At 64.8% G+C, this 13,561-nt stretch carries 13 protein-coding genes; 5 read left to right on the top strand and 8 right to left on the bottom strand.

The features are described 5' to 3' along the window. Positions 1–339, top strand: a 339-nt coding sequence (gene folX / locus DBO85_RS08670) for a dihydroneopterin triphosphate 2'-epimerase (RefSeq protein WP_108106872.1), incomplete at its 5' end; no start/stop codon positions are given. Positions 340–353: 14 nt separating this feature from the next. Here the strand turns inward: folX and DBO85_RS08675 are convergent. Further along, positions 354–2,156: a glycoside hydrolase family 15 protein gene (locus DBO85_RS08675; RefSeq protein WP_108106873.1), complete on the bottom strand. Its 1,803-nt coding sequence runs from the start codon at positions 2,154–2,156 to the stop codon at positions 354–356. 2 nt (positions 2,157–2,158) lie between these two features. Next, complete coding sequence (locus DBO85_RS08680) at positions 2,159–3,148, bottom strand: SDR family oxidoreductase (RefSeq protein WP_108106874.1); 990 nt, start codon at positions 3,146–3,148, stop codon at positions 2,159–2,161. A gap of 198 nt (positions 3,149–3,346) precedes the next feature. Here DBO85_RS08680 and DBO85_RS08685 point away from each other — a divergent pair, with 198 nt between their 5' ends. From DBO85_RS08685 to DBO85_RS08700, 4 genes are all read left to right on the top strand, one after another. Then, the gene (locus DBO85_RS08685) at positions 3,347–3,640 is read left to right on the top strand and encodes a DUF1244 domain-containing protein (protein WP_108106875.1); all 294 of its coding nucleotides are present in this window, start codon (positions 3,347–3,349) and stop codon (positions 3,638–3,640) included. Beyond that, on the top strand, positions 3,637–3,978 hold the full coding sequence (locus DBO85_RS08690; protein ID WP_108106876.1) for a HopJ type III effector protein: 342 nt from the start codon (positions 3,637–3,639) through the stop codon (positions 3,976–3,978). The genes DBO85_RS08685 and DBO85_RS08690 overlap by 4 nt, the downstream gene beginning before the upstream one ends. 39 nt (positions 3,979–4,017) lie before the next feature. Then, positions 4,018–4,800 (top strand): sulfate transporter CysZ, encoded by a 783-nt coding sequence (cysZ, locus tag DBO85_RS08695; protein WP_108106877.1) that lies wholly within the window; start codon positions 4,018–4,020, stop codon positions 4,798–4,800. A 150-nt stretch (positions 4,801–4,950) separates the two neighbouring features. Further along, positions 4,951–5,265, top strand: a complete 315-nt coding sequence (locus DBO85_RS08700) for a c-type cytochrome (RefSeq protein WP_108106878.1) — start codon at positions 4,951–4,953, stop codon at positions 5,263–5,265. A 328-nt stretch (positions 5,266–5,593) separates the two neighbouring features. On the opposite strand, the gene DBO85_RS08705 is transcribed toward DBO85_RS08700, so the two are convergent. The 6 genes from DBO85_RS08705 to nosR form a co-directional block, all read right to left on the bottom strand. Beyond that, a complete protein-coding gene (locus DBO85_RS08705) occupies positions 5,594–6,127 on the bottom strand; it encodes a nitrous oxide reductase accessory protein NosL (RefSeq protein WP_233356581.1) in 534 nt (177 codons plus the stop codon). A gap of 1 nt (position 6,128) precedes the next feature. After that, a complete protein-coding gene (locus DBO85_RS08710; protein WP_108106879.1) occupies positions 6,129–6,959 on the bottom strand; it encodes an ABC transporter permease in 831 nt (276 codons plus the stop codon). Then, a complete protein-coding gene (locus DBO85_RS08715; RefSeq protein ID WP_108106880.1) occupies positions 6,956–7,870 on the bottom strand; it encodes an ABC transporter ATP-binding protein in 915 nt (304 codons plus the stop codon). The genes DBO85_RS08710 and DBO85_RS08715 overlap by 4 nt, the downstream gene beginning before the upstream one ends. Further along, entirely contained in the window at positions 7,867–9,111 is a 1,245-nt protein-coding gene (locus DBO85_RS08720; RefSeq protein WP_108106881.1) for a nitrous oxide reductase family maturation protein NosD, read from the bottom strand. The genes DBO85_RS08715 and DBO85_RS08720 overlap by 4 nt, the downstream gene beginning before the upstream one ends. A 116-nt stretch (positions 9,112–9,227) precedes the next feature. Continuing rightward, the gene (nosZ, locus tag DBO85_RS08725; RefSeq protein ID WP_108106882.1) at positions 9,228–11,144 is read right to left on the bottom strand and encodes a TAT-dependent nitrous-oxide reductase; all 1,917 of its coding nucleotides are present in this window, start codon (positions 11,142–11,144) and stop codon (positions 9,228–9,230) included. A gap of 23 nt (positions 11,145–11,167) precedes the next feature. Then, positions 11,168–13,339, bottom strand: a complete 2,172-nt coding sequence (gene nosR, locus DBO85_RS08730; RefSeq protein ID WP_108106883.1) for a transcriptional regulator NosR — start codon at positions 13,337–13,339, stop codon at positions 11,168–11,170. Between the last annotated feature and the right edge of the window lie 222 nt (positions 13,340–13,561).

Below are 13,561 nucleotides of genomic sequence, written 5' to 3' on the forward strand. Positions count from 1 at the left end.
GTCAAGGACCTGCGCCTGCGCACCTTCATCGGCATCAACGAGGACGAGATCCGCAACAAGCAGGACGTGCTGATCAACCTGACCATCCTCTATCCCGCCTCCACCGCGGTGGAGGTCAACGACATCCAGCACGCGCTGAACTACCGAACCATCACCAAGGCGATCATCCGCCACGTCGAGGAGAACCGCTTCGCCCTGCTCGAGCGGCTGACCCAGGAAATCCTCGATCTGGTGATGGCCCATCCGCAGGTGCGCTACGCCGAGGTCGAGGTCGACAAGCCGCACGCCCTGCGTTTCGCCGAATCGGTATCGATCACCCTCACTGGCCACCGCGACTGAGCACCGGACGCTGATCAGGCGTCCTCGACCGGCCCGTAGGAGTGGCGCTCGGGTACTCCGCCACGGTGTACCTGCTTACAAGCCTCAAGCAGATACGCGCTCTTGACCAGGGCAAGGTGAGACAGCGCCTGGGGGAAGTTGCCCAGCTGGCCGACACCGGGCAGGTACTGCTCGGCGAGCAGGCCGACGTCATTGCGCAAGCGCAGCAGACGCTCGAACAGGGCTTCAGCCTCGGTCTCACGCCCCGCCATCAGCCAGTTGTCCACCAGCCAGAACGAGCAGGCGAGAAACGCGCCCTCGTCACCATCGGCGGCCTGTTCCGGTGCGAAGCGCCAGACCAGGCCGTCCCTGAACAGGCTCTGCTCGACCCAGCGCAATGTCGCTTGGACCCGCTCATCCTCGATCGGCAGAAAGCCCAGCAGCGGCGCCATCAACAGGCTGGCGTCGGGGCGACTTTCCTCATAGCTCTGGCGGAAGGCGCCACGCTGCGGATCGACGCCCTTGGCACAGATGTCCGCATGGATCTCGTCGCGCAGCGTACGCCAGCATTCCAGTGGTGCGCGCAGGGAGAAGGTCTCGGCATCGCGGATCGAGCGATCGACCGCAACCCAGGCGTAGATCTTCGAGTGGGTGTAGTTGCGTCGACGATCGCGCAGCTCCCAGATACCGTCGTCTGGCTCGCGCCAGCGGCGGGCCAGCTCCTCCATCAGCTCGCACTGACGCTCCCAGGTCTCGCCACAGGGCTGCAGACCGCTGCGCCGCAGGATGTGCAACAGGTCCAGCAGTTGGCCACGCAGGTCCAGCTGATGCTGGTTGCTCGCGGCGTTGCCGATGCGCACCGGGCGTGAGTCGAGAAAGCCCGGCAGCCATTCCAGGATTTTTTCCTCCACTGGAGGGCCTGCTTCGACGTCGTAAAGAACGCGCAGCTTTCCGCCCTCGCCGTCCAGCGCGCGATGCAGCCAGGCGTGCCAGGCCCGCGCTTCGTCCAGGTAGTTGGAGTCGATCAGGATATCCAGCGCCAGCACCGCATCGCGCACCCAGCAGAAGCGGTAGTCCCAGTTCGCCGCGCCGCCGGGCAATTCCGGCAGCGAGGTGGTGGGCGCAGCGACCATGCCGCCACTGGGCGCGTAGGTCAGCGCCTTGAGCGTGATCAGCGAACGTACCACCGCCTCGCGCCAGCGCCCGCGATAGCTGCACTGACCCACCCAGCGGCGCCACCAGTCGTGGCACTGCCGCATGGCGGCCAGCGGATCGCTGTCGGCTGCCGGCCACTGCTCTGGTGCCAGGTGGAACAGCTCCAGGGTCAGAACCTCGCCCGCCTGCAGGCGAAAGGTCGCCTGCGCACAACCCTCTTGCAGCTGCAGCGGCAGCTTGCCGCGCAGCAACAGGCGCTGCTCGCCATCCCAGGCACTCAGGCCCTCCTGCCCGAGCTGCAGACGCGCCGTGCGCGCGCCGTTGCCGAAGCGCGGCAGCAGGCTCATCTGCATGTCCAGCGCGCCTTCCAGGCATTCGATCACCCGCAGGATGCAGCTCTGCTCGCCCAGCGGCATGCAATCACGGACGCGCACGCGACCACCGGCCGTACGCCACTCAGTGTTCAGCACCAACGTATCGGGCAGGTAAGCACGATCCTGCTGCAGCACCTCACCCAGCGGCGCGACCCGCCAGTGGCCGTGCTCTGCTCCGCCCAGCAGTGCAGCACAACAGGCCGGCGCATCGAAGCGCGGCGGGCAGAACCAGTCGATGCTGCCATCCCGGCCAACCAGGGCGGCGCAGCGCATGTCGCCGATCAGCGCGTAATCCTCGATCGTGCGCATGCTCACGCCACCACCATGCCGATCACCACCAGCACCGCCAGCGAGGCCGCAGTGAGCGCCAGGCGATGCTGGCTGAGGCGAAACTGCAGACTGTCGCCCTTCGCTTCGGCGTCGAACCGACCGTGGCTGCCCATGTCCCGCTCCACGGGCGCGAACAGATTGTCCTCGTGCAGGGTCGGCAACGCCTCGTCGCTCTGCTGACCCTCGATGCCCTGGCGGCTGAGCACCCAGTCGGCGAACCAGGGGGCCAGCTTGTTGCCCCAGATGGTCTTCAGCGCCGGGAAGCCGACCAGCACTTCGCGCCGGCGCTGCTGGCTGGCCCAGACAATGGCGCGGGCGGCCAGCTCCGGCTGGAACACCGGCGCGACCGGGCGAGCCCGCATCGGCATGTGCGAACGCGCCCAGTCGAACTGCGGGGTATTGAAGGCCGACAGATGCACCGTGGTGACATGAATGGCGCTCTTCTCGGCCTTGAGTTCGACGCGCAGTGCGTCACTGAAGCCCATCGCCGCAGCCTTGGCCGCGCAATAGGCCGACTGCAGGGGAATTGCCCGGTAGGCCAGCGCGGAACCGACCTGCACAATGCAGCCGCGATTACGCGGGCGCATATGGCGTAATGCCGCGCAGGTGCCATGCACCGTGCCCAGGTAGGTGACTTCGGTGACCCTCCGATACTCCTCCGCGCTCATCTGCGCCACCGGCGCGTAGACGGTCAGCATGGCGTTGTTAACCCAGACATCGATAGGGCCGAGCTCGCTCTCGATCCGCGCCGCAGCCTCATCCACCTGCACCGCGTCGGCGATGTCCAGCGTCTGACTCCAGGCCACACCGCCTAGCGCCTCGACGTCGGCATGGGCCGCCGCAAGCCCGACGCGGCCGCGCGCCAGCAGCGCCACCCGCGCGCCGGTTCTGGCGAAGGCCTGGGCACAGGCACGACCGACGCCGGCCGAGGCGCCGCAAATCACTACTGTCCTGGGTGTCGCTGGGCGCACTGTGCATCCTCCGCTTGAAGAACCGCTGTCCGTCGACAACCCTGCAAGCGCGACGGCAGACTCCTGCAAGCGACTCCCACCCTGAGGCCTTGGTTCCCCCTGAACGGACCTGTGACAGCGTCGGCGAGCGCGCTATCATCGCCGCCAACGCGCCGCTGCAGAGCCTGCGCAGTACCGACCCTCTTCGCGAGCATCGCCATGACCGACGAACAACGCATCGAAATCGAAGCCGCCGCCTTCCGCAGCCTGGTGCAGCACCTGCGCAGCCGCCCGGATGTGCAGAACATCGAGCTGATGAACCTGGCCGGCTTCTGTCGCAACTGCCTGTCCAAGTGGTTCAAGGCCGCCGCCGACGACGTCGGCGTTGCCGTCAGCCCGGACGAAGCGCGCGAAGAAATCTACGGAATGCCCTACAGCGAGTGGAAGTCGCGCTACCAGAACGAGGCCAGCGCCGATCAGCAGGCCGCCTTCGACAAGGCCCGACACAAATGACTGCACTCGATGACTTCCGCCGGCAGTTGAGCAGCGGCGAGCACGCGTTCGCCACCACCCTGGCGTTCATAGAGCAGCACTACCTGTTCCAGCCAGGCGCCTTCGTCAACAACGGCGTGCACAGCGACAGCGGACAGAACGAAGGGTCGCGCCGCGCGCTGGGCCTGGCGCTGCTGGAAGGCTTCTCCCAGGAACAAGCGCTGCTTGCCTTCGGCGAGCACTACCGCAGCGTGCTGGCGACGCCGCAAGGCAGTGACCATGCCAATATCCGCGCCCTGATGGCCGGCAGCCTGGCTGGCGTGAGTTTCGACCAGCCGCCGCTCAAGCGTCGCGGCTGATCCCGTCCTCTACCCCCTGAACCGGAGAACCAGATCGCGATGATCGCCCCTGCCCTGACCGGCCCGCAGTACCTGAAGGAAGGCTTCCGGCTGATCTTCACCCCTGGCCTGCGCCGCTTCGTGATCCTGCCACTGGCGATCAACCTGCTGTTGTTCGTCGCGCTGATCAGCTATGCGGTGCATGGCTTTTCCAGCTGGGTGGAAACGTTCATGCCGAGCCTGCCGAGCTGGCTGAGCTTTCTCGAGTACCTGCTCTGGCCGCTGTTCGTGCTGCTGGTGCTGGTGATCATCTTCTTCACCTTCACCACCCTGGCGAGCATCGTCGGTGCGCCGGTGAACGGGCTGCTGTCGGAGAAGGTTGAGGTAGTGATCCGCGGTCAGGACGACTTCCCACCTTTCAGCTGGACGGAACTGATGGCCATGGTGCCGCGCACCCTGGGCCGCGAGATGCGCAAGCTGGCGTACTTCCTGCCGCGCGCGCTGGGACTGCTGATACTGTCGTTCATCCCGGTGCTGAACATCGCCGCCGCCCCGCTGTGGATTCTGCTGGGCATCTGGATGATGGCGGTGCAGTACATCGACTACCCGGCGGACAACCACAAGATGAGCTGGGGCGACATGCTCGCCTGGCTGCGCGAGAAGCGCTGGCAAAGCCTGGGGTTCGGTGGCATCGTCTATCTCGGCCTGCTGGTGCCGCTGCTCAACCTGCTGGTGATGCCGGCAGCCGTGGCCGGCGCCACCGTGTTCTGGGTGCGTGAGCGTGACCGAGCCGCACTGGCGGCCGTGAATGCGGCCGGTAGCGCGCCTGTGGCGAGTGAATGAACGCAGCCGCGAAATGCCGCCGAATCTGAGGAATGTTTCGGGAAACTGATCGAGGACAAGAAAAACTCAACGGCTCCCGGGCAACAATTGGACGCAAGAGAATCCCTGCCCGTGGGGCTCGACCTGCTAAGTAGCCGTGAGGAACGCCTGATGAAAAAGACCCTTTGTGTGCTGTTCGCCCTTGCCGGCGTCGGGAGCCTGCAACCGGCCCTGGCCGCCGATGGCGAAGCGATCTTCAAGAGCAAGCCATGCGTCGCCTGCCACGCCGTCGACACCAAGATGATGGGCCCGGCGTTCAAGGAAGTGGCCGCCAAGTACGCCGACCAGGCTGATGCCAAGGACGTGCTTGCCGCCAGCATCAAGGGCGGCAGTAGCGGCAAGTGGGGCCCGATCCCGATGCCGCCAAACGCTGTGACCGACGAAGAAGTGGCAACCCTGGTCGAGTGGATCCTCAGCCAGAAGTAAGCGGCAGTCGCAACACCAGAAGGCCCATCGGTGCAAACCGGTGGGCCTTTTCATTTGTGGCTCGGCGCGGCAGGCTAGGTGCCGGCGGATCGACGCCCGTCATCCGGGGTGCGCTGCGCTGCCAGCATGGCTGAGGTCACCTCGACAGGCATTCCGTAGGGCGCAATAAGCGCAGCGCATTGCGCCGTCCGTGCCCAGGTACTGAGCCAAGTGGAGTAGCAGCCGAAGGCTGGCCCGAAGCGAATCGGGCCACTCGCCAGGAGCGAAACCAGCCCCGCCCAACTGCGTGGAAAACACTCGAACACCGATCAGAAGCTGCGTTACCGCCTCAGTGGTGGTGATGCTGCCCCGCTGCTGCCGGCTGCTGCAGCGTCGCCAGATCCAGCTGATCCAGGCGCAGCACCTTGCTCTGGTGGGCCTTGGCCATCGCCTGGGCCGACTCTTCGCTGGCGAACGTCGCCAGTGGCTGGCCCATCGCCCCCGGCAGGCTGGGCACCGCGACGAAATAGGCCTCGCGGGCATCGATCAGATGGGCATCATCCGGCGCGGCCCAGTCACCCTGCGCCATGTCATGCACGTAGAGACTGACGCTCTGCGCCTGGTTTTCCGGCTGCAGCCACCAGCCGAGCATTTCCGCCACCGAGCAGAACTTGCGTACCTCGCCACGCTCGATCGCCTGGCCCTTGGGGCCGGGGAAGTCGGTGATCGCCATGCCGCAGACATGGCATTCGTCCCCCTCGTGGAACGGCGCCGCCGTCACCACGGCCGGCGCCTCTGCCGCGGGCTCGCAGCCACCCAACAGCAACAGCGAAAAAGCGGCGAAAGCACGCAACAGGCGGGGCATCTCGGAATTCACACGCATCTCATACCTCACGTTTGCGAAACAGCAGGTAGGCCAGGCCGAGGAACAACCCCATCCAGGCCAGCAGGCACAGCCACAGCCAAGCCGGCGACACCGGCAGGTCGCCGCCCAGCGCCATCACCCCGAGGGCGTTGCCGGAAGACTCGAAGCCAGCCAGGTTGATCAGGCGAAACACATCGGTCGGATTGAGCAGCAACAGCCAGGGCAGCAACTCGGGGCTGAGCGCACCCTTGCCCAGCACCAGTACGCCGAGCAGAGCCAGGTCGAAGACCAGCACGAAGAAGAACCAGACCCCGAGGGCCAGCCCCGCAGCGCTGGATTTCTCCGTGACCAGGCTGCTGAGCAGGTAGGCCAGCGCCAGGAACACCAGCCCCAGCAGGGTCGCGGACAGGATGAAGCGGGCAAAGGCCCAGAGCAGCAGCGCGGCGTTTACATCCTCGACCAGCAGGACGATGGCCAGCGCCGCACAGCCGAAGCCGATCAGCGTCGCCAGGCCGAGGATCATGCCGTGGCCGAGAAACTTGCCGAGCAGGATCTGCCCGCGCCCCAGCGGGTAGGTCAAGAGCAGCAATAGGGTGCCACCCTCGTCCTCGCCGACGATGGCGTCATAGGCCAGCAGCAGGGCGATCAGCGGCATCAGGAAGGTCGCAAGACTCGCCAGACTGACGATGGTCGCCGGAATCGAGGTGAATCCCACCTGCCCCGCCGCCGCTGCGCCGAACCAGGCGATACCCACCGCCAGCAGCGCGAACAGCAGGCTAATGGCGAGCAGCCAGCGGTTGCGCAGACCGTCGGCCAGCTCCTTGCGGGCGATGTGCCAGACGGCGTTCATGCTGCACCTCCGGCAGCAGCAAAGCGCTGCATGAAGAAACGGTAGAGATCTTCCAGCGTCGGCTGACGCAGCTCAAGATCGAGCAATGGCCGTTGCGTCAGCTCGCGCAGCAGGGCGATTTTTTCGCTGTCGGCAACCGCCAGCTCGCAGCAATCGCCCTCCACGGAGACCACCTTGACGCCGCGCTGCTGCCACTGCGCAACCTGCTGCGCGGAGTCGGCCAGACCGCTCAGGCGCACAATCACCGGCAGCTGCGCCTGCGCCCGCAGCGCATCGATATCGCCACTGGCACGCAGCCGGCCGCCGGCAAGAATCGCCGCGCGATCGATATGGCGCTCCACGCCAGGCAGCACGTGGGAGCAGAGAATCACTCCGGTGCCCTGGGCGCGCAGTCGGTCGAGCAACTGGTACAGCTCGTGGGTGGCAATCGGGTCGAGTCCGACGGTCGGCTCGTCGAGCAGCAGCAGGCGCGGCTCGCCGAGCAGTGCCTGGGCCAGGCCGAGGCGCTGGCGCATGCCCTTGGAGTAAGTCTTGACCCGTCGATCCGCCGCGTGCTGCAGGCCGACCTGCTCCAGCAGCTCGCCCACCTGAGCCGCCGGCGCACCCTTGAGCCGGGCGAAATGACGCAGGGTTTCACGGCCACTGAGCTGCGGATAAAAGGTCACGTTCTCCGGCAGATAACCCAGGCGCCGACGCACCTGATGATCTTCCGGATCGCCGCCGAGCACCTGCACCCTGCCCTGCCCTGGCCGCAGCAGGCCGAGAATCAGCTTCATGCTGGTGGTCTTGCCGGCGCCGTTGTGACCGAACAGGCCGAGCACCTCACCCTCGTCCAGGCTCAGGCTAAGGTCGTGCAGTACTTCCTGGCGGCCGAACGACTGATGGACATGTTCCAGCTCAAGCAGCTTCATGGCAGCACCTGTGCGGCAGCCTGCGCCGGCGCATTCATCAGCGGATGGCTGTCGCGCACCCCCGGCGCGCGCACCACCGGGAACGCCCGCTGCACCCAGCGCAGCAATTCCACGCCCGGGCTGTTGAGCAGCAGGCGTACCTGCGGATAGGTCCACAGCAGGCGATCGACGTTGTCGTTGGGTTCGTAGGCGACATCGCCCAGGCCATCGCCGTCGCGGTCCCAGCCCAGGTAGTCGCTCCAGTAGTTGCCGCGCCCCTGGCGCGACCATTCCTGCTCACGAGTGGCGACGTACTTCACCTGCTGCTGGTTGTAGATGAAGGCATTGCCGGTGATCTGGTTGTCTTCGGAGCCGGCGGTGAGGTGAATGCCCAGGCTGCTGCGCTGGAAGCGATTGTTCTCGATGCGGTTGAACAGCGAGTTGTAGATGAACAGTGCCTTGCCCTCGGCACCGGCGATCATGCCGTCGCCGCCGCCGCTGGTACCCTGCTGCACGTCGCTGACCAGGTTGTCCTGCAGGGTCGAATAGGTGATGTAGTTCATCAGGATGCCGTAGTTCTGATCGAATTCGGAACGATTGCCGATGACCGTCAGCTGACGGCTCTGCATCAGTGCGTAGCCGGTGCGGGTGCGCCGGGTGAGGTTGTTCAGCACCCGGTTGTCGTGGGAAAACATGTAGTGAATGCCGTAGCGCACATCCTCGATCAGGTTGCCCTGCATCAGGTTGCCGCTGGAAGTGTCGATGTAGATGCCGTCACGCACGTGGCGCAGACGGTTGTCGATGACCCGCGCGCCCCTTACCGCGAACAGCTGGATGCCGTTGCCGCGGTCCTGGGAGCGGGTCTGGAGGTCGCCCTCGATGTCGTTGCGCTCAAGCAGCACGTCGAGCGTGCCGTCGAGCCAGATGCCGAAGCCCGGCCCGCGCAGGCGATTGCCGACCACCTCGGCCCCCGTCGCCTGTTTCTCGAGATAGATGCCCGAATCCATGTCGGTCAGATTGCGACCCCAGTTGCGCACCTCGCAGCCTTCGACGCGCACCTTGGGCGCAGCGATGACCAGCCCATGCCCTTCTCCGCCGGCATCCAGAATCGCGCCCTCGGCGCAGCGCAGCTGCATGCTCTGATCGATACGAAAAGAGCCCGAATGGACTCCTGCCGGCAATAGCCAGCCAGCGCCATCGGCCTGCAGCGGCAATGTTTCGACCGGTTGCGTCCCGGCCTGGGCAACGGATCCTAGCGCCATGAGCGCTACAGACCAGGCCAGACGACGCCGGGCACTCGCTCGATATAGCGGCACTGCGACTCCTTGTGGGATAGAGAAACGCGGGCCGCTCGCGCAGCCCGCCATCAGCACGCTTTTCAGGCCGGTTCGACCAGCATGCGACCGACCATTTCCATGTGCAGCGCATGGCAGAACCAGCTGCAGTAGTACCAGTGCAGACCGGGCTTGTCGGCGATGAAGGTGATCGAGGACGTCTGCTGCGGACTGATTTCCATGCTCACACCGTGGTTGGTCATGACGAAGCCGTGGCTGACGTCCTCGATCATGTCCAGGTTGGTGATCACTACCGTGACTTCGTCGCCCTGTTTGACGGTGAACTCGGTAACGCCATACACCGGTGCGACCGAGGTCATGTAGACGCGCACCTTGTTGCCGTCGCGGATCACCTTGTTGTCCTGCTCGAGATTGATGCCGTCTTTCTTGGCCATCTCGACCGTCGGTGCGAAGAAGGGATCGTTGCGGTCCCAGACCTTCTTGGTCTTGATCTGATCGCGGCGGGCCATGATGCAGTCGTGCGGCTCGGCGTAGGTCGGGCCGTCATGCACCAGCTTCATCTCATCGCCGGAGATGTCGATCAACTGATCGTTCTCCGGGTGCAACGGGCCGGTAGGCAGGAAACGGTCCTTGCCGAACTTGCACAGTGCCACCAGCCACTTGCCGTCGGCCTCGCTGGTCTCGCACAGCGAGGCATGGATATGACCCGGCTGGTAGTGCACGTCGAGCTTCTGCTTGATGTAGTTGACCTTCTCGCCGTTGTAGGCGCGCACCGCCTCGGCCATGTTCCACTTCACCACCTGGCTGTCGAGGAACAGGGTGGTGTAGGCGTTGCCGCGGCCATCGAAGGTGGTGTGCAGCGGGCCCAGGCCCAGTTCCACTTCCGCGGCGATGGTGTCACGCGGGTCCTTGAGCTTGCCGGCGAACAGGTCCGGCAGTCTGGCGATCTCGATCATCGACACGGTTGGCGAGAGCTTGCCGTTGGCGATGAAATACTTGCCGTCGGACGAGGTATTCAGGCCGTGCGGGTTCTTCGGCACCGGAATGTAGCGGGTGAACTGGCTGTCCGCGTCGCCCTTCTTGCGGCCGTCGAGCACCGGCACCTTGGAGTCGCCCAGGGTGGTGAACTTGCCGGCTTTTACCGCCTTCTCCGCCGCCTCGATGTCGAACACCACCACCCAGTCGCGCTCGTTGCGCATCATCCCGCCGAGGTCGTAGGCCTTCTCCGAGTTGTAGCAGGTGGCCGCAGTGAAACGACCGGTGTAGTCGGCATCGGTGTTGTCCAGGTTGCCATCGACGATGATCTGGAAGGCCATTTCCATCTTCTCGGCATCGATGACGTTGTACATCGTGTAGCTGTTCTCATCCTGCAGGTCGAAGACCTTGCCGTCGTTGGGGTGCGGGATGACGAACTCGGCGTTGGCGAACACGTACTTGGTGTAGGGCACCTTCTGCAGGCGCAGACCGTGGATCGCCTGGCAGTTGGGCACGGTGATCATCTTGTCGCACTTGAAGATGTCCAGACGGATACGCGCGACGCGGGTATTGGCCTTGTCGTTGATGAACAGATACTTGCCGTCGTACTTGCCGTCGGTCATCGAGATATGCGGATGGTGGCAGTCGCCGTTCAGGAACTTGGCACTCTCGCCCATGATGTGGCGGCTTTCGTTGGTCAGGCCCCAGCCGGTTGCCGAGTCGACGTTGAACACCGGGATGCGCATCAGCTCGCGCATCGAAGGCACGCCCATCACCCGCACCTCGCCCTGGTGACCACCGCTCCAGAAGCCGTAGTAGTCGTCCAGCTCACCCGGCGCGACATGGATATTCTGCTGCGATTCCTTCACCGCTGCAGCCCAGGACTCCCGGCTCATCACCGCCGAGCCCAACGCAGTCACGCCGACCAGAGCGCCCGCCCCGGTCACCGCCGTGGCGCCGAGAAATCCTCGACGGCTGAGTCCGCTCTTGTCGATTTCGTTGTCGGTCTTGCTCTTGTCGCTCATGGGGTTTCTCCTTGGGGGGCACTTCATTGAGGCTGGTCGAACAACTGCACAACCGGGATCAACGGACTCGCCGGCGCGGGCTTTTCACGCTTGCTGCGCTTGTTGCGGGTGATCAGCGGCGGGCACTTGTTTTCGTTGTGGTAGGTCATCTGGCAATCGAGGCAGTAGTGGCACTCGTTGTGGTTGATATGGCCGTCCGGGTGAATCGCCTGGATCTCGCATTCCTTGGCGCAGAGCTGGCAGGGATTGCCGCACTCCTTGCGCCGCTTGAGCCAGTCGAACAGGCGGAACTTGCTCGGAATCGCCAGCGCCGCACCCAGCGGGCAGACGTAGCGGCAATACACCTTGCGGGTGAAGATGTTGATGACCAGCAGCAGCACGGCGTAGAGCACGAACCACCACTGGCGGTCGAACTTGAGGGTGATGGCGGTCTTGAACGGCTCGACCTCGGCGGCGCGCTCGGCCATCGACAGCGACTCCAGCGAGATGCCGAACAGCACCAGCAGGACGATGTACTTGATCGCCCAGAGCCGCTCGTGGAGCGCGAAAGGCAGCTCGAACTGGCGGATCTTCAGCTTGCGCGCGGCCTCGTTGATCAGCTCCTGCAGCGCACCGAACGGGCACAGCCAGCCGCAGAACACGCCGCGTCCCCAGAGCAGAATGCTGGCGGCGGTAAAGGTCCAGAGGATGAAGATCACCGGATCGGAGAGGAACAGCTCCCAGCGGAAATCCTGGACCAGCGCATGCACGAAGGTCAGCACGTTGACCACCGAGAGCTGCCCCAGGGCATACCAACCGATGAATACCACGGTGAAGATCAGGTAGCCCCGGCGCAGCCAGTGCAGAAACCGGGGGTGCTGGGTGAACTTGTCCTGCAGGAACAGGATGGTGGTCAGCAGCAGCAACGCAGCGCAGAGCACGCCGATCTGGAAGCTCTTCTGGTACCAGATGTTGAGCCACAGCGGGCGGTTCGCCTCTTCCAGCGCAGCCAGCTCCGCAGCGGTCGGCTGCGGGCGCTCGAGGTAGATCTCCGGCATCTGGTAGGACAGCTCGAAGCTGCTGAAGACCCCGCTGATCGGCCCGGTCTGGCGGCGCACCAGCAACTCCAGGCTCCAGTCCGCGCCAGGATCGAAATTGTGCTCGCCACGAACGATGAAGATCGCCTTCTCGCTGAACGCCGGCACACCCTCGGCGACGTCGTCCAGGCGCTGGAAGTCCAGGTCGCGGAAGCTGATGCTGTCGCCAAACTGGCGTAGCTGGACGCGATCGAAGATGCCGCCGCGCACGTAGCCGGAGCCCTTGAACGAGTAGCTGCCATTGGCCAGCAGGGCGATGGCCTGCTCGCCGGGCTTGAGCTCGTCCATCAGTTGGCGGTACTGGTTGTCGCCCAGCAGCGCGCGGCCGATGGTCGGCGGATTGAGGTGGGTCAGGTAAAGATCGATGAAGGTGTCTTCGCGCTGCTCGGCCGGCGCCTCCTCGACCCCCTCCGCCTCGCTGCCCTTGAAGCCGTCGTCGATCTGTCCGCGGGTCAGGTGCAAGCGGCGAATGGCACCATTGCCGGTCAGTTCGGTCCAGTCCGAGCGCTGGTAGTACTCATCGCGTATGCGTGCCGGACGACTACGGATCGCCGCATGGGCGTCGATCAGCGCTAGCGACACGGCCACCTTGTGCGCCGCACGCATCACCGTCTCATTGAGCACCATGACGGTCACGGTAGCGCCGGTCACCGCATCCACGGTGACCGCGTTCGGATCGCTGGAGCGACCGACCACCACCCGCTGCGCTGCACCTATGCCGCTGAAGCGGGCCGCGAACTCGTGCAGCCGCGCCTCGGGAATACCAGTGAGCAGGATGGGTTCGTGGTGTTCGAGGACGTAGGCGTCGCGGATCACCCCGGCGGTGTCCAGCACCACCTGCATGTTGATCGGCTTGCCCGAATAGGCCGGCAGATCGAGCACGTCACGACTCTGGAAGACATAGCCCAGCGTCTGCTGCCCGTCACCGAGGGTGCGCACCGCATATTCACCCGCCGGCTCGCCGATCTCGCTCACTTCGGGTAGCGCGATCTGGATTCGTTGCCGCTCCAGCTCGCCAAGCTCCGCCGCAGTGGCGGGTAGCAGAAAACTCAATAGCAGCAGCCAGGAGAGTACGACTCGACGTACGACCTGCCTACCGACGACCACGGTGACTGACATGAGCGACCAGACTGGTTGGCGAAATATGCAGGCATGCTTGCAGACAGACAGCTAATACGCCCTTGACGTTGGTCAAGTTCAGCAGACATCCCCGGTATTACAAGGCATTCGTCCAAGGGCTCCCAGCCACCGTCTGGCCCGACTACACACTGGAGAGGGAGAGCATTCACCCGCCCAGACGGCGTCACGCAGCCGTCATCCGGATGTCATCGTCTCTACACC

Source organism: Pseudomonas mangrovi, from assembly GCF_003052585.1.
In the GTDB taxonomy this organism is placed as follows: domain Bacteria; phylum Pseudomonadota; class Gammaproteobacteria; order Pseudomonadales; family Pseudomonadaceae; genus Aquipseudomonas; species Aquipseudomonas mangrovi.